The 16,204-nt window shown below is 69.8% G+C and carries 16 protein-coding genes; 9 read left to right on the forward strand and 7 right to left on the reverse strand.

Annotated elements, in window-relative coordinates:
- Nucleotides 1-72 precede the first annotated feature (72 nt).
- The 6 genes from GB932_RS00245 to GB932_RS00270 are packed head-to-tail and all read left to right on the forward strand — an operon-like array spanning nt 73 to nt 6,127.
- Entirely contained in the window at nt 73-1,206 is a 1,134-nt protein-coding gene (locus GB932_RS00245) for an ABC transporter substrate-binding protein (protein WP_197517176.1), read from the forward strand.
- A gap of 57 nt (nt 1,207-1,263) precedes the next feature.
- Nucleotides 1,264-3,222 (forward strand): ABC transporter permease, encoded by a 1,959-nt coding sequence (locus GB932_RS00250; protein ID WP_156758796.1) that lies wholly within the window; start codon nt 1,264-1,266, stop codon nt 3,220-3,222.
- A complete protein-coding gene (locus GB932_RS00255; RefSeq protein WP_156758797.1) occupies nt 3,219-4,127 on the forward strand; it encodes an ABC transporter ATP-binding protein in 909 nt (302 codons plus the stop codon). Before GB932_RS00250 ends, GB932_RS00255 begins: the two co-directional genes overlap by 4 nt.
- A complete protein-coding gene (locus GB932_RS00260; RefSeq protein WP_156758798.1) occupies nt 4,127-4,855 on the forward strand; it encodes an ABC transporter ATP-binding protein in 729 nt (242 codons plus the stop codon). Before GB932_RS00255 ends, GB932_RS00260 begins: the two co-directional genes overlap by 1 nt.
- A 46-nt stretch (nt 4,856-4,901) precedes the next feature.
- The gene (locus GB932_RS00265; protein WP_156758799.1) at nt 4,902-5,528 is read left to right on the forward strand and encodes a CMD domain protein; all 627 of its coding nucleotides are present in this window, start codon (nt 4,902-4,904) and stop codon (nt 5,526-5,528) included.
- A complete protein-coding gene (locus GB932_RS00270) occupies nt 5,525-6,127 on the forward strand; it encodes an alkylhydroperoxidase domain protein (protein WP_156758800.1) in 603 nt (200 codons plus the stop codon). The genes GB932_RS00265 and GB932_RS00270 overlap by 4 nt, the downstream gene beginning before the upstream one ends.
- Nucleotides 6,128-6,297: 170 nt before the next feature.
- On the opposite strand, the gene GB932_RS00275 is transcribed toward GB932_RS00270, so the two are convergent.
- Nucleotides 6,298-6,963: a type 1 glutamine amidotransferase domain-containing protein gene (locus tag GB932_RS00275; protein ID WP_156758801.1), complete on the reverse strand. Its 666-nt coding sequence runs from the start codon at nt 6,961-6,963 to the stop codon at nt 6,298-6,300.
- 93 nt (nt 6,964-7,056) lie between these two features.
- Here GB932_RS00275 and GB932_RS00280 point away from each other — a divergent pair, with 93 nt between their 5' ends.
- A complete protein-coding gene (locus tag GB932_RS00280) occupies nt 7,057-7,956 on the forward strand; it encodes a LysR family transcriptional regulator (RefSeq protein WP_156758802.1) in 900 nt (299 codons plus the stop codon).
- Nucleotides 7,957-8,099: 143 nt separating this feature from the next.
- Here GB932_RS00280 and GB932_RS00285 read toward each other — a convergent pair whose 3' ends face one another.
- Nucleotides 8,100-8,927 carry an aldo/keto reductase gene (locus tag GB932_RS00285; RefSeq protein WP_156758803.1) on the reverse strand — a complete coding sequence of 276 codons (828 nt, stop codon included), beginning with the start codon at nt 8,925-8,927 and terminating at the stop codon, nt 8,100-8,102.
- Nucleotides 8,928-8,979: 52 nt separating this feature from the next.
- On the reverse strand, nt 8,980-10,167 hold the full coding sequence (locus tag GB932_RS00290; RefSeq protein ID WP_156758804.1) for an MFS transporter: 1,188 nt from the start codon (nt 10,165-10,167) through the stop codon (nt 8,980-8,982).
- 119 nt (nt 10,168-10,286) lie between these two features.
- On the opposite strand from GB932_RS00290, the gene GB932_RS00295 reads away from it, so the two are divergent.
- Complete coding sequence (locus GB932_RS00295; RefSeq protein WP_156758805.1) at nt 10,287-10,745, forward strand: MarR family winged helix-turn-helix transcriptional regulator; 459 nt, start codon at nt 10,287-10,289, stop codon at nt 10,743-10,745.
- Between the two features lie 36 nt (nt 10,746-10,781).
- On the opposite strand, the gene GB932_RS00300 is transcribed toward GB932_RS00295, so the two are convergent.
- Nucleotides 10,782-11,759: a LysR family transcriptional regulator gene (locus GB932_RS00300; protein ID WP_156758806.1), complete on the reverse strand. Its 978-nt coding sequence runs from the start codon at nt 11,757-11,759 to the stop codon at nt 10,782-10,784.
- A gap of 117 nt (nt 11,760-11,876) precedes the next feature.
- Nucleotides 11,877-13,241, reverse strand: a complete 1,365-nt coding sequence (locus GB932_RS00305) for an amidohydrolase family protein (protein ID WP_156758807.1) — start codon at nt 13,239-13,241, stop codon at nt 11,877-11,879.
- 80 nt (nt 13,242-13,321) lie between these two features.
- Here GB932_RS00305 and GB932_RS00310 point away from each other — a divergent pair, with 80 nt between their 5' ends.
- Nucleotides 13,322-14,611, forward strand: coding sequence for an amidohydrolase family protein (locus GB932_RS00310; RefSeq protein WP_156758808.1), 1,290 nt, complete (start codon nt 13,322-13,324; stop codon nt 14,609-14,611).
- A 10-nt stretch (nt 14,612-14,621) separates the two neighbouring features.
- On the opposite strand, the gene GB932_RS00315 is transcribed toward GB932_RS00310, so the two are convergent.
- Both GB932_RS00315 and GB932_RS00320 read right to left on the reverse strand, forming a co-directional pair.
- Nucleotides 14,622-15,569 (reverse strand): PDR/VanB family oxidoreductase, encoded by a 948-nt coding sequence (locus GB932_RS00315; protein ID WP_197517177.1) that lies wholly within the window; start codon nt 15,567-15,569, stop codon nt 14,622-14,624.
- Nucleotides 15,566-16,132: a helix-turn-helix domain-containing protein gene (locus tag GB932_RS00320; protein ID WP_156758810.1), complete on the reverse strand. Its 567-nt coding sequence runs from the start codon at nt 16,130-16,132 to the stop codon at nt 15,566-15,568. Before GB932_RS00320 ends, GB932_RS00315 begins: the two co-directional genes overlap by 4 nt.
- Between the last annotated feature and the right edge of the window lie 72 nt (nt 16,133-16,204).

Here is a 16,204-nt window from a genome sequence, read left to right on the forward strand (position 1 = left end):
ACATCACGGCAGCACACCCGAACATCCCCTACAGACAGGAACCTGATGATCCGCCGCAGAACATTCTTGGGCATGACCGGCGCCCTCGCCACAGCCTTCGTTGTCTCCTCCTGCGCCACCGCGGGTTCGTCGGCACCCGCCGAAGGCAGCTCCGAGCCGATCGTGATCGGCGTCTCGGGCCCGTTGACGGGCAATCAGGCCGAGTACGCCAAGAACTGGCAGGACGGCTTCGAGGTCGCACTCGAAGAGATCAACGGCGCCGGCGGGGTCGACGGCCGGCCGATCGAGATCGACTTCCAGGACAGCCAGGGGGAGGCCAGTCAGGCGACGACGATCGCGCAGCGGTTCGTCAGCGACCCGAACGTGCTCGCCGTCATGGGCGATTTCTCTTCGGCGACGTCGATGGTCGCGAGCCCCCTCTACCAGCGGGGCGGCCTCCTGCAGCTCGGCATCACGAACTCGCACCCGGACTTCACCAAGGCGGGCGACTTCATCTTCAGCCCCAGTGTGACGCAAGAGGTCGAGGGTCGCTACATCGAGAACTCCGCACACGCCGTCGGCGACAAGATCGCGGCGTTCTACCTCAACACCGACTGGGGCAACACGGCCTTCGACGTCTTCCAGGATCAGGCCGATGAGAACGGCGACGAGATCGTGTACTCTACCCCCGTCGAGGAGATCTCCACAGACTTCAAGCCTCAGCTCATCCAGGCCCGCGACGCGGGTGCGGACGTCGCGGTCTTCTTCACCTACTACGCCACGACGGCGCTCCTGGTCCAGCAGGCTCAGCAGGTCGGCTTCGCCGACGTCCCCTTCCTGGCGGTGGGCTCCAACTACTCCGACCAGTTCCTCGACCTCGCGCAGGACGCCGGAGAGGGCGTATACGTCGACACGTACTTCTATCCGGGGTCGGAGGAACCGCAGGTCGAGGCGTTCGTGACCGCGTTCGAGGACACGCATGGCACTGCCCCCAATATGTTCAACGCCTTCGCGTACGAAGGACTCAAGCAGCTGGCGTGGGCCGCCGAGAACGCCGAGACGCTCGACCGCGCAGGCATCCGCGACGCGCTGCGTGACGGGGAGGACATCCCGTCGGTGATCTACGGCGAGGCCTCCTACAACGACGAGCGCCGGATCGACGGCCCGCGCTTCCTGTGGCTGCACGTCCAGGACGGCGCGTTCGTCGAAGCGCCGGCATTCGACTGAGAGCCGGGTTCGGGAGGTGCTGCGCGCCGCCCGGACCTCCTTCCGAAAGGACACACCATGCTCGATCTCCTGATCTCCGGCCTGATCAACGGGAACGCCTATGCACTGGTCGCGCTCGGCCTCTCGCTCGTCATCGGCGTCGCGAACGTCGTCAACTTCGCCCACGGATCCCTCTTCGCCGTCGGGGCGATGGTCGGCTGGCTCGTGACCTCGCAGTTGGGTATGCCGCTGTGGCTCGGGGCGCTCGCCGCGGTCCTGGTCACGGCGGCGCTCGGCTACCTCATCAATCTCGTCGCGGTCCGGCCGTTCGTCGGCCGCGCCCCCATCGCGGCCGTGCTCTCCACGATCGCGATCATGATCATCCTCGACAACCTCAACCAGATGGTGTTCGGTCCTGAGGTGCGCCGCTTCGACTCGGGGCTGCCGCCGGTGACCTTCACTGCCGGCGGCCTGACGTTCGGCCTCATCGACATCATCATCCTGTCCGCCAGCATCACCCTCATGTCAGCCCTCGCCCTCGCGTTGAGAATCACAAAGATCGGGCGCGCGATCCGCGCGACCTCGCAGGACCGGGACGCCGCGGCGCAGATGGGTGTGCCGGTCCACCGCGTCCAGTCGATCGCCTTCATGGCGGCCTCCGGGCTCGGCGGCCTCGCGGGCGTGCTCGTCGCGGCGTACTTCACCACGATTGCGCCGACCCAGGGGTTCCAGATCGGCCTGGCCGGCATCGCGGCCGCGACCCTCGGCGGGCTGGGGTCGCTCCTGGGCGCCGTCCTCGGCGGCCTCGCGCTCGGCGTCATCGAGTCGTTCGCTGTCGGGCTCGCGGGGGACTCGGTGCGCTCCCTCATCACGTTCGGCGTGCTCCTCGCGGTGCTGTGGATCCGCCCCGAGGGCCTTCTCGGCAAGCGCACGATCAAGCGTGAGCCGCTGACCGGGACGTTCTTCTCGCAGGCCCGCCCCATTGTGATGAAGCGCTGGCAGATCGCCGTGCTCATCGCGCTGGCGCTCGTGCCGGCGATCCCCGGAGCATTCAACGGCTACATCGTGCAGGTGGGCATCCAGGTGCTCGCGTTCGCCATGATCGCCCTGTCGATGACCGTCATCGGCGGCTCGGCAGGGCAGCTCTCGCTCGGCCAGGCCGGCCCGGTTGCGCTCGGCGCGTATGCCGCCGCGCTGCTGATGAAGAACCACGGGATGCCGTTTCTGCCCGCGGCGCTCATCGCGGGCGTGGTGGCGGCCGTCATCGTCGCGGTTCTTGCGGCGCCATCGTGGCGGCTGTCGGGGCACTATCCCGCGATCGCGACACTCGCGACGGGCGCGGCGATCGCCGCGGTCCTGCTCATCGCGACGCCCATCACGGGCGGCGGAAGCGGACTCTCGCTCATCCCGCTGCCCGATGTGTTCGGAGTCGTGGTGAGCACGCCGAGCTCCCTCTACGCCCTCGGGCTCGTGCTGCTGCTTCTGCTCATCTCGATCGTCCACCTGCTCGGCCGCTCTCACATCGGCCTGTGGTGGCGTGCGATCCGCGACGACGAGATCGCGGCACGGGCGGCTGGCATCACCACCCCGCAGTACAAGTCGCTCGCCTTCGGCGTCGGCGCCTTCATCGCCGGCATCGGAGGCGCCTACTGGGCGGCGCAGTTCGGCTACCTCGACCCGAAGATCTTCAGCCCCAACCTGTCTTTCCAGATCGTCATCATCGCGGTGCTGGGGAGCATGCTCCGGCCCTTCGGCGCGATCCTGGGCGCGGTCGTGCTGATGGGCGGGCTCGAGTTGTTCCGTGCCGCCGCCGAGACCCGGCTTCTGGTCTACGGAATCGTCCTGCTGCTGCTGGTGCGCTTCCGTCCACAGGGCCTGTGGACCCTGCCTCTGCCGTTCGTGAAACTGGTCCGCCGGATCACAGGCCGGGGCGAGTCGCCGCCGGTCGACCCACTGACCGGCGTGCTCCCGACGACCACGCTCGCCGGCTCGCTTCCGCCCACCGCCTCCCCGGCCTCATCGAAGGTGACATCATGACCCTGCTCCTGGAAGTGACCTCGCTCACGCGGTCGTTCGGATCGCTGAAGGCCGTCGCCGACAGCTCGTTCCGCGTCGCCGACGGCGAGGTGGTGAGCGTCATCGGGCCGAACGGCTCCGGCAAGACCACCACGATCAACCTGCTGAGCGGAGAGCTGCGCCCTGACGAGGGCCGAATCCTCCTGCGCGGTGCGGACGTCGCGGGGCGAAGTCCCGACGAGATCGCCCGCCGCGGCATGCGGCGCACGTTCCAGAATGGCCGAGTGCTCGGCAACGCATCAGTAGAGGAGAATGTGCTCGTCGGTGCCGCGCCGCTGATGCGCGCCGCGCTGCCCTTCGCGTCGCTGCGCGGCATCCCGGTGCTGCGGTGGTTCGCCCTCGTGGCCGAGACGGTCCTGGCCATGATCGGCACGTCCGCGGTGCGCCGCGAGCAGGCGGCGGTGCGGGAACGCGTCGAGACGCAGCTCCAGAGATTCTCGAGCCGGCTCGTGGCGCGACGCGACCACGCTTCCTGGACCCTGTCGTACGCGAACCGTCGGCGCACCGAGATCGCTCGTGCCCTCGTGTCCGAGCCGGCCGTGCTGCTGCTGGACGAGCCGACGGCGGGCATGAACACGTCCGAGACCAACGAGGTCATGCACCAGCTGCTCGACCTCAAGGCGCAGGGGCAGACGATGGTGATCGTCGAACACAAACTCGACCTCGTCATGACCGTGTCGGACCGCGTGATCGTCATGGACAACGGCGAGATCATCGCCGAGGGCAGCCCGGCCGACGTGCAGCAGAATCCGCGGGTGATCGAGGCGTACCTGGGCAAGCGGCGCGGCAAGGTCGCGGCGTGCACGCACGACGTCGTCGAGCCCGCGCTGTCCCCCGAAACCGGCATCGAGGCGGAGGAGAAGTGATGACCGCTTTGCTGGAGACCCGCGATGTCAACGTCTACTACGGCGAGTTCCACGCCCTGCAGGACGTCAGCTATCGCATCGAGCGGGGCGAGATCGTGTCGCTGCTGGGCGGCAACGCGTGCGGCAAGTCCACGACGATGAAGACGATCCTGCGACTGGTGAAGCCGAGATCGGGGGAGGTGCTGCTGGAGGGACGGAGCATCCTTTCCGATACGACCGCCGGCGTCGTCCGGCACGGTGTCGCGAGCGTGCCCGAGGCGCGACGGGTGTTCCCCGAGATGACGATCGAGGAGAATCTCCTCGTCGGCGCCCACACGCGGCGAGGGTCGGCACGGATGCTGCGAGCCGATCTCGCGGCGCAGTACGAGATGTTCCCGCGGCTGGGAGAGCGTCGGCGCCAGCTCGCCGGGACGATGTCGGGTGGGGAGCAGCAGATGCTCGCCTTCGCCCGGGCCCTGATGTCGCATCCGAAGCTTATCTGCATGGACGAGCCGACAATGGGCCTCGCGCCCATCGTCGTCGACCAGGTGCTGGAGTCCATCCGGCGCATCAACCGCGAGCTCGGCATCGCTGTGTTCATGGTCGAGCAGTCCGCCGAACTGGCCCTGTCGATCGCGCACCGTGGCTACGTTCTGGTCAACGGCGTGGTCCGACTCCAGGGCACCGCGGCCGAGCTGCTGGCCAACCCCGAGATCCGCGAAGCCTATCTCGGCGCGACCGCAGCCTGAGCGGCTGGTCCCGAGCAGCCGCAACCCCATCCCTGAAGGAGGACGAATGACACCCGTTCCAGACGTCATCGACACGCTCGTCGGCATTCAGCCCGGCAGCCAGCTCGATCGGGTGCGCGCCCTGCGCCCCGAGGCGCGCGCACACGCCCAGGGCGCGTACGAGGCGCTGTTCTCGCCAAACGACACCTCGGCCGTGAGCCTTGTCGAGCGCAACGCGGTCGCGGCGTTCGTCGCCGCCCTGCACCGCGTACCGGTCGTCGTCGACTTCTATGCCGCAACGCTGGCCGCGCACCCCGACACGCCTCCCGCGCTCATCCACGTCGTCGGCGAGGAGGCCGCGCGCGCGGCCGGATCCGGGCCGTACGGCCTGTTCCGCGCCGAGAACGCTCCCGAGAGCGAGCCGGGTCCGACGTATGTGATGAGCTCGCTGGACGGCGCGATGGTGCTCGATGACCGTCTCGCGGCGGCCCTCGAACACGCGCACATGCTCGTGCTGCATCCGCGCGACGCCTCGCGCGCCCATCTGCAGGCGCTCCTCGACGCCGGGTGGACCACCCCGGGCATCGTGACGTTGTCGCAGCTCGTGGCCTTCCTCACCTTCCAGATCCGGGTCGTCCTCGGCCTCTCGGCTCTGGCCGCAGCGACCACCCGCACGGACGGGGCCCTCGCATGACCGCCGCCTTCGCCGCCCTCGCCGCGCTTCCGGCGATCGTCGAGCCGCCGCGCTTCACCCAGGAGATGCTCAATTGGCGCACCTGGTTGACGCCGGTCGCGGAGGAGGACTTCGCCGAGGCGCAGTACGACGCGCTCGTACAGCGCTCTCGCGTGAAGAACGAGTACTTCCGCCTGCTCGCCCATGATCCCGCCATCCTCCGTGAGCGCACGAAGACCGACTTCGACATCTTCTACAGCAAGGGCGGCCTGCCGCGCGCCGATCGCGAGATCGCCGCGACGGCGGCGTCCCGCCTCAACGGCTGCGTGTACTGCGCCGCGGTGCACTCGGGCTTCGCCACGCATCACTCGAAGCGGCGCTCGGACGTGCAGCACCTGCTCGACGAGGGAGTGAGCGCGCGCATCGATCCGCGATGGGACGCGATCGTCGGCGCGACCGTGGCGATCTCCCGAACGCCGCCCTCGTTCGGCGAGGAAGAACTCGCGCGTCTGCGTGATGCCGGTCTCGATGACGTCGAGATCCTGGACGTCATCATGTCGGGCGCATTCTTCAATTGGGCGAACCGGCTCATGCTGTCGCTGGGCGAGCCCTCGTACTGACCCGCTGCGGCCGCCGCCCGGGGCCGCTGGGTGGCGTCCCGTCAGGTGGTCGCGCGCACCGGGCCCGGTCCGCCCCCTCGATCATCGTGAGGCACTCCCTCGGCGTTCAGGGGTTCCAGGCGCCTCAGTGGGAGCGATCTGACGACCGCTCCCACCGGGTTGCCGATCCGTCAGGCGAGAGCGGACACGAGGGCTCGGGCGGCGGACTCCGATGACTGCGGGTTCTGTCCGGTGATCAGGAGTCCGTCGATGATCGTGTGGTCGCTCCACGCAGTTGAGACGCTGACGTCGGCGCCAAGATCACGCAGCGCACTTTCGAGCAGGAACGGCGCGCGGTCGGCAAGACCACCCAGGCGCTCTTCCTCGTCGGAGAATCCCGTCACGCGGCGACCGGCCACGATCGGGTCGCCGGAGGTTGTGCGTGCAGGGAGGAGGGCTGCCAGGCCGTGGCACACGGCGGCGACGGGACGCCGCGCGGCGACGGTTGCGGCGATGAGGGCCGCCGAGTCCGGGTCCACGGCGAGATCCTGCATCGGTCCGTGGCCGCCCGGGTAGTACACAGCATCGTACGCAGCAGGGTCCACGTCCGCGAGCACGAGGGGCGACGCGAGGCCGGGGATTCGGGCGATGGCCGCGGCGTCGCCGTCTCCGAGGCTTGCTGAATCGGCGACCGGCGGCATTCCGTCCGGTGTGGTGAACACGATGTCGTGGCCGGCACGGGTCAGCAGTCGATACGGCGTGAGGAGTTCCTCGGCCCAGAATCCGGTGGGGTGGGCGCTGCCATCGCTGAGAGTCCAGCTGCGGGCGGCGGTGACGACGAAGAGGACGACGGACATGAATGCTCCTTGAGGTGGACGACGAGTGTCGTATGGATGTCGATGTCCAGGACAACAGCCGCCTTGTGGGCTTGCTTCCGATAGATTGACGATGTGAGTGATCGGAATTCCGATGGCCTGCGGGACATCGCCTTGTGGCGGACGTTCCTTGCCGCGTATCGGACCGGATCGGTGTCGTCGGCTGCGCGGATGCTGGGGCGGGCGCAATCAAGCGTGACGGCGCAGGTGCAGGAACTGGAACGACGCATCGGCGAGCCGTTGTTCGAACGCCACGCCCGTGGCGTCCGGCCGACGGCGCGGGCCGACGATCTCGCGACTCGTCTGGCCGGCCCGCTCGACGCTCTCGCGACCATGCTCGGGTCGCCCCCGCCGGCCAACGCGCCGCCCGTCCGGATCGGGGGTGCGGGCGACTTCCTAGCGACGGTTGTGGTGCCGGCGCTGGCGCCGGCGGTCGCGCGAGGTCTCCGTGTCGAGATGACGCCGGGTCTGGCGGCAGACCTGCTGGACAAGATCAGGGCAGGGAGCCTCGATCTCGTGATCTCGGCGGTGCGACCGCGAGGGCGTGCGTTCCGGTTCGCCGCTCTTGTCGATGAGGAGTTCGTCCTCGTCGCGTCGCCATCACTTGGATTCTCCCGATCGGCCGACATGCGGCCCGAGGCGCTGGCGTCGACCCCGCTCCTGGCGTTCGCCCAGGACGTGCCGATCCTCCGCCGCTACTGGCGTCATGTATTCGGGATCCGGCTCGAGCGCGCGCCCACGCTCGTCGCACCGGACCTGCGCGCGCTGATCGCCGCCGCGGTCGCCGGAGCGGGTGTCACTGTGCTCCCCACCTACCTCATCGCGGGCGAGCTGGCTGACGGGCGATTGGTGGTGCTGCGCGAGACGGATGATCCTCCGATCAATACCCTGTATCTGGCATGGCGGCCAGGCCCGAGCACCGAAGGGGTCGTTCACGTCGAGCAGGTTCTTCGCGAGGCCGTCGCCAGCCTCTGATGAATCCCCTTGGATTTCGTACCGCTCTTCGCATGCTGCGAACGTGTCGTGCCGACCGAATCGGCCGCACCTGACCGAGTTGAGCTGCCCGGCTCCCCGTGCAGGAGTCTCGTGCGGCGTCGTTGTTGTGGCGGGGCCGGTCGTCAGCCGTGGAACTCCGCGGGGTGCGGGCCGGTGCGTCCGTCGCGATCGAGTGCGTCGATCGAGGCGAGTTCCTCGCTGGTGAGCGTGAAGTCGAACACGTCGAGATTCTCAGCGATGCGGCGCGGGGTGACCGACTTGGGGATGACGATCCGATCCTGCTGGAGGTGCCAGCGCAGCACGACCTGGGCGGGGGTCTTGCCGTGGCGCGTGGCGATCACGGTGATCGCGGGATCGCCGAGGACGGCGCCCTGCGCGAGCGGGCTCCAGGCTTCGGTGGCGATCCCGTGGCGGGTGTTCGCGGCGGTGACCGCCCGGTTCTGAAGCGTGGGGTGCAGCTCCACCTGGTTGACGACCGGCACGACCGAGGAGGAGTCGATGAGGCGATCGAGGTGCTCGGGCTCGAAGTTCGATACGCCGATCGCGCGGACACGTCCGTCGGCATAGAGCTTCTCGAGGGCACGCCAGGTGTCGATGTAGAGGTCGCGCCGGGGCGTGGGCCAGTGGATCAGGTAGAGGTCGAGGGCGTCCACGCCGAGCTTGGTGAGGGTGGTGTCGTAGGCGCGGAGGGTGTTGTCGTATCCGTGATCGGCGTTCCATACCTTCGAGGTGAGGAACAGCTCGTTGCGGGGAATGCCGGCGCCGGCGATGGCGCGTCCGACGCCGGCCTCGTTGCCGTAGATCGCGGCGGTGTCGATGCTGCGGTAGCCCGCTGTGAGGGCCGCTGCGACGGCTTCGGTGGTCTCATCGTCGGGGACCTGGAAGACGCCGAAGCCGAGCTGGGGGATCTCGACGCCGTTGTTCAGGGTGATGGTGGGAATGGCGCTCATCGGGGTTCTCTCTGTTCGGTTCGTAGTTCGCTGGACGGCGTGCGGAGTCGGATCAGTTGGCGGCGAGTGTGTCGGGGATGGGCCGGGTGGTGGTGTCGCGGCGTGCGCTGGCGGCGGCGATGGCCATCACGAAGAGCGCCGCGGTGGTGATGAGGGCGCCGATCCAGATCGGTGAGGTGTATCCGAGGCCAGCGGTGATGCCGACGCCGCCTGCCCAGGCACCGAGGGCGTTGCCGACGTTGAAGGCGCCGATGTTCGCACCCGATGCGAGGGTGGGGGCGTTTCCGGCGTAGTTCATGACGCGGCTCTGCAGTCCGGGCACGGTGCCGAATCCGAAGCCGCCCATGAGGAACAGGGCGATGATCGTCGCGATGCCGGAGCCGGCGAACACGCCGAAGAGGGCGAGGATGACGACGAGGGCGGTGATGAAGAGCAGCAGGGTGCCATCGATGGAGCGATCGGCGAGACGTCCGCCGAGCCAGTTGCCGATGACGAGGCCGACGCCGAACAGCACGAGCAGCCACGGTACGGCGCTGGTGTCGAACCCGCTGACCTCGGTGAGCGTGTAGGCGATGTAGGTGAAGGCGCCGAACATGCCGCCGTAGGCGAGGATCGTGACGGTGAGGGAGAGCCAGACCTGGCCGGATCGGAAGGCGGCGAGCTCGCGGCGGACGCTGACCTTCTCTTCGGGGCTGTGCAGCTTCGGGACGAGAGCGGCGATGCCGATGAATGCGAGCACCCCGATGGCGGAGATCGCCCAGAACGTCGAGCGCCATCCGAGCTGTTGGCCCAGGAACGTGCCGAAGGGCACGCCGAACACGTTGGCCGCGGTGAGGCCGGTGAACATGATGGCGATGGCTCCGGCCTTCTTCTCGGGGGCGACGAGGCTCGCTGCGACGACGGACCCGATGCCGAAGAACGCGCCATGGCAGAGTGCGGCGACGATGCGGCCGATCATCGCGACGCCGTAGTCCTCGGCGATCGCGGTGAGGACGTTGCCGATGATGAACAGCACGATGAGGCTCAGCAGCACGGGCTTGCGGGGGAGCTGGGTTGTCGCTGCGGTCAGCACGAGAGCGCCGAGGACGACGGCGAGGGCATAGCCGGAGATCAGCCAGCCGGCGGTGGCCTCTGAGACGGCGAAGTCTGCTGCCACCTCGGGGAGCAGCCCCATGATGACGAACTCGGTCAGTCCGATGCCGAACGCACCGAGGGCGAGGGCGATCAGTCCTGGAGGCATGAGGGTTCTCCTGTTACAGTTGTTGAGTAGTTGCAGGCGCGTGATTTTGCGCAAGCGAGAATGATCATTGCACACGCAATTAGAACGCGCAAGCAAGTAGATGTGGAGAGGTGATGAACATGGGGATCGGTGATGATGCCGTCCAGGTGCGCGCACAGGGGTGGCGCACGCTCGCGGCGCTGCACGGTCTGATCGAGTCGGCGCTGGAGCGCAGTCTCAGTGACGCTGTCGAGCTCTCCGTCGTGGAGTACACGGTGCTCGACGCGCTCGACCGTCAGGACGGGTGGCACATGCGGATGCAACAGCTCGCCCGCGCCACCGCGCTCAGCCCGAGCGCGACGACCCGGCTCGTGACGCGGCTGGAGGACCGCGGGCTGCTCACTCGTGTGCTGTGCGCGGATGACCGTCGCGGCATCTACACCGAGCTCACGCCCGCCGGTCGCGACCTGTACGAGCGCTCACGCCCGATCCACGACGAGACGCTCGAGCGTGCGCTGGAGGAAGCAGCGACGCGGCCCGAGCTGGCGCCGGTGGTGGGCGCACTGCACGACGTCGCGCTGCCTGCCGTCGCGCGCTGACCGAGGTCCCGAGAACCCGAGAGGACCTCGCGATCCTCAGGCGGCCCGGCCGATCGCGGCGCGTCGCAGCTTCCAGGGTGCGCCGTCGATGTGCATGAGCGATTCGGCGGTGGCGTTCACAGCGGGGGTTCGCAGCGCGTCGACCGGCATCACCAGGTGGATCGCGCGCTCCGATCCGGGGCTCGTTCGCCGCACGACGGCGCCGCGCGGGATCGCCGCCGTTCCCAGGGCGAGTCGAGGCAGGATGGCGACGCCGAGGCTCCTGGCGACGAGCCCGAGGACGGCGGTGAAGTTGTCGGTCTCGAACGCGATATCGGGCTCGAACCCCGCCGCGTGACACGCTGTGACGACGTGCCCTCGGCATCTCGGACAGCCCGCCACCCACTCGTCGTCCTGGAGGTCGGCGATGTCGATCGTCCCCTCGTCGGCGAGCGGGTGGTCATCGGGCAGGATCAGGAGCATCTCGTCGTAGAACAACGTCAGCGCCATCAACTCCGTGAGGGCCTGCATCTGCTCCTCCCATCCGTCTCCTGGGTAGGAACAGGTGATCGCCGCGTGCACGGCGCTGTCCCGCAGGAGCGCGAGCGCGTCGGGCGGCTCCGCCTCCGAATAGGCGATTGAGATCCCGGGATTCGTGGTGCGCAGCGTCGACAGGAGCGTCGGAACGATGGTGGAGGATGCCGAGGGGAACCCGGCGATCGCGACGTGACCGACCCGTCCGTCGATGAGCCGAGACAGGGCGGTGGACGCCTCGGCGAGGGCGCACTCGACCGGTGTTGCCGCGGCGCTCACGATCGCACCCGCCTCGGTCAATCGCACGCGTCGGCCGAGCCGCTGGACGAGCGGGACGCCCAGTCGTGCCTCCGCGCGCTGCAGGCTCTGGCTCACCGCGGGCTGGCTGAATCCCAGGGTCCGGGCGGCCGCGGTGATCGAGCCGGCGTCTTCGATCGCCCGCAGCAGCCGAATGGTGTGCAGGTCGAGATCGGGGCGCCCTGGGCGGGGAGAGTCACCCATGTTCTCAGGGTAGGAGGACGGTGTTTCCCAGCTGTTTCGGTGGTGAGATCACGCGGACGGCGGAGCCGGATCCGCGCGTCGATCGGCTGAACCTCGTCACCCTTTCGGCGGCGAGGTTCATCGTGGATGCGCGACGAGATCCGGCAGCTCGTGCACGCGCGCGGAGGCTTCGGATGCGAGTGGGTTCGTGGAGGCGCCTCCTCCCGCGTTCACGAGCCGCCCGCCGACGTAGACGGCGGTGAGGTTGCGTGTGGTCATGGAGAGCACGTAGCTGCGCACGGGATGCCAGAGCGGGCCGACGTCGGGTGACGTCGGGTCGACGACGACGAAGTCGGCGAGCTTGCCGGGCTCGAGGCTGCCGACCCGATCGGCGACGCCCATGATCTCCGCGCTGCCGAGGGTGTGCAGTCGGAGCATCTGCTCCGGCATCATCGAGAGGGGATCCTGTGTCCGGGCGCGCTGCGCATAGATCCCGATCCGCATGTTCTGCCACGGATCGGACACGTCCGTGCACGCCTGGTCGTCCAGCCCGACGCCGACCGGCATGCCCCCGTCGATCATCTCGGGGACGAGGGCGATTCCCGAGGCGAGGCGGCCGTTGGAGGCGGGCTGCCATGACATCGCGGCCCCGCCGGCCACGGCCTCGTCGATGATCTCGGGGGTCGTCTGGATGAAGTGGCCGAAGACGAGACCGAGGCCGAGCGCCCCCGCGTCGCGGTAGAGCGCGAACTTCGACCGCTGGTGCTCGACGGCCTCGGGCGATTCGAGGAAGTGGGCCTGGTTCGTGACCCCGTAGCGGCGCATGGCCTCGACCTCGAACTCTGCGGCGCCGGGGTGGGGCGACCACTGCACCTGGCCCATGATCGAGCTGCCGAGCGCGAGGTCGGGGTCCATCGCCCGCGCGTGGGCGACCTCGGCGGCGAAGCGCGCGAAGACCTCGTCTTCGTCGCCGGAGGTGACGTCCATGCCGCTCGCGTCGACGAAGCGGATCCCCGCATCGCGGCACCCGTCGGCCTGGCGCGTGTGGTATTCGAGGTCGCGCAGGCGCGCGGTGCCCGTGCGGCGCCCCGCGACCATCGGCTCCCACGCCTGCAGGGGGTCGGTGAAGTTGTAGGCGGTCGTCACGCCGTTCGCGAGGAAGTCGAGGGCGCCGTGCACCGTGGCCCAGTACATCTGCTCGGGGGTCATCTGCGCCGTCGTGCCGAGCATGGAGTCGCACCAGCCGTAGAGCGTGTCGGCGACGCCGAGGCCGCGCAGCCCGCTCGTGAACAGGTGCGAGTGGCTCGACACGAACCCTGGCGCCACGAAGGCGCCGGCGACATCGAGCGTCTCGTCCGCGGTCGTGCCCGCCGGGGGTGTGCCGGCGCCGAGCGCCGCGATGCGACCATCCTCGACGAGCATCCATCCGCCGTCGATGAACCCCGGATCCGCCGTGCCCGCGGGGATCGTGATGAGGCGCGCGGACGTGACGAGGAGCGACATGGCGGCGAGGCTATCCGCGGCATGTTTCCGGTTCGTCACGGCGGGCGGGTCGCGGCACGAGGCGTGATAGCTGTGGACGGATGAACGCTCTCACGCTCCATGACCCGCTCGCCGTCTGGACCGAGGCCGACGAGGGGACGGGCGATGTGCACGTCTCGGACGGCGTCGTCACCGCGCAGGCCGAGGCCGGTGCGGAGCGCATCGACGTCTCGGGCTGCGTCGTGACGCCGGGCCTCGTCAACGCGCACCACCACCTCATGCAGTCGGCCTTCCGTACGCTGCCCGGCACGCGCGGTGTCGCGATGCGCGACTGGCTTCCCGCCATGGCCGCGGCTTACCGAGCGGCGCGGATCGACGGAACCCTGGCGTTCGCCGCGGCGCGCGTCGGGATCGCCGAGGGGCTCCTCTCCGGCGTCACGACGGTCGCGGATCACCACCTGAACTGGCCCGAGGAGGGCGGGGGCGTCGAGATCGCGCTCGCCGTCGAGCGCGCCAGGGCGGAGCTCGGTGGTCGGCTCGCCTTCGTGCGCGGGACGGCGGGAGATCCGCCCGATCGCGCGGCACGGAGCGCCGACGCGATCGCCGCGGCGGTGGCGCCCGACGCCGGCGGGGTGTCGGCCGACGGGATGACGCAGGTCGCCGTCGGGCCGGCGGGCGTCCACAGCGACGGCAGGGCGACGTTCGACGCGCTCGCGGAGGTGGCGCGGGATCGCGGGCTGCGTCGGCGCACGCAGGCGAACGAGCAGGTCGATACGACGATCGCGCTCGAGCGCTACGGCCGCCGGCCGCTCGACCTGCTCGACGAGTGGGGCTGGCTCGAACCGGGGGTCACGATCGCCCATCTCTGCGATGTCACCGACCGGGAGATCGCGCTGCTCGCCGAACGCGGCGTCACGGCGACGCACGCGCCCGGCTGCGATGTGCCGATGGGCTGGGGGATCGCGCCCGTGCGAGACCTGCTCGACGCGGGGATCGCCGTCGGGCTCGGCACCTCGGGAGGCGGGAGCAACGATGCGGGGCATCTGCTCGCCGACGCGCGCCTCGCGATGCAGGTCTCGGGCCTCGTGGGGCCGCAGCTCTCCGCGCGAGAGGTGCTGTCGGCGGCGACGGCCGGATCCGCGCGCGGGCTCGGGCGCGACGACCTCGGCCGAATCCGCGAGGGCGGATCGGCCGATCTGTGCGTCTGGGACGTCTCCGGCGCGGCCGACGCGGGCTCGGCGGATCCCGTCGCGGGCCTGCTGTGGATGTCGCCGGGACGGCGTCCGCGCCACGTCATCGTGGGAGGTCGCGTCGTGGTGCGCGATCACCGCCTCGTCGCGGCCGACGAGGCGGAGATCGTCGCGGCGCTCCGGGAGCGCGTCGGCCGCTGAGGCGCTGCGGTCAGACGTCGAGGACGAGCCGGGGGCATGCCGCCCGCGATACGCAGATCATCATGACGGGGCTGGTGACCCGCTCGGCCGCGCTGAGCACGCGATCGCGATGGTCGACCTCGCCCTCGACGACGACCGTCTCGCACGTTCCGCAGGTGCCCTCGCGGCAGGACGACACGGCGAAGACGCCGTTGTCCTCGAGGACGTCGAGGATCGAGCGTTCGGCGGGGATGTCGAGCACCGCCCCCGTCGAGAGGAGCTCGATCTCGAACGGCGCCGGGGGAGGGGCCGGCGCCGTGTCGGCGGCCGAGAACTGTTCGATGTGCAGGGCGGCCGGTGCGGCGGCGATCAGCGCGTCGAGCATCGGCCCCGGCCCGCACGCCCAGACAGGCGCGCTCGCGGCCGTCTCGGTGATCTCGACCATGTCCGCGCGCGTTCCCTCGTCGCTCACGTGGAGGTGCACCCGCTCCCCGAACTCGGCGAGTTCGTCGGCGAACGGCAGCGCGGTGCGTGTCCGCACGCACACGTGCAGCGTCCAGTCGGCGCCGGCCTCGCGCGCGCGGCGCACCATCGGGAGGATCGGCGTGATACCGATCCCGCCCGCGACGAACACGGCGCGCTCGCCGCGGGACGGCTCGGCGAAGGCGAAGTTCGAACGGGGCCCGCGCGCCCGGACGAACGCGCCCGCGCGCAGCCTGTGCGCCGCGATCGAGCCGCCGCGGCCGGCGTCGTCGCGGAGGACGGCGACGCGCCAGCGGGTCCGGTCCTCCGGGTCGCCGCACAGCGAGTACTGCCGCTCGAGACCCGCCTCGGGGAGCAGATCGATGTGCGCGCCGGGTTCCCACGCGGGCAGGGGGCGCCCGTTCACCGCGCCGAGCTCGAGAGCGACGATCCCGTCGGCGACGACCGCGCGGTCGAGCACGACGAGCTCGCGTTCGACGTCGCTGAAGAAGCTCACCGTGCGTCCTCCCGCCCTGTGCCGCCGGAGGGGGCGCCCGCGGTGCGCTCCTTCACGACGATGAGGCGGAACGGGGCGCCGTCCGCGCTCGTCCATCGGTGCGGGGTCCCGCCGGCGTAGTACAGCGATCCGCCCGCCGTCACGACGTCCTGGCGGCCGGATCCGAGGTCGATGAGGACCTGTCCGGCGAGCACCGTGACGAATTCGTCTTCGGGGTGCCGGTGGTACGCGCCGAGTTCCGTCGAGTCGCTCTGGACGTCGATGACGGTGAACCGGGTGTCGCCGCTCGTCAACAGCCGCGCCTCAGCGCCGCCGAACGTGCCCGTCGCCTGCTGGGTCGACGGCAGGGCCGTCCCGCTCATCAGCTCGACCTGGCTCGTCCCCAGCGCACGTGCGATCCGGTCGAGGGAGTCGAGGCTGGGGTTCGCCCGCCCTCGCTCCACCTGGCTGACGAACGGGTGGGAGAGGTGGGAGCGTTCGGCGAGCTGCACGATCGTCAGCCCGAGCGCGCGTCGCCGCGCGCGGATCGCGGGGCCGACGCGGGGGTCCGAGGGCTCGCTCATCGGTGTCCTCCTGGGTGGTGCGGATGTCGGTTCGAGATGGAAACGCTGGGGAAACATCGCGGGCCTAGCGTC

Origin of the sequence: Microbacterium karelineae (assembly GCF_009745985.1) — a bacterium.
GTDB classification, from domain to species: domain Bacteria; phylum Actinomycetota; class Actinomycetes; order Actinomycetales; family Microbacteriaceae; genus Microbacterium; species Microbacterium karelineae.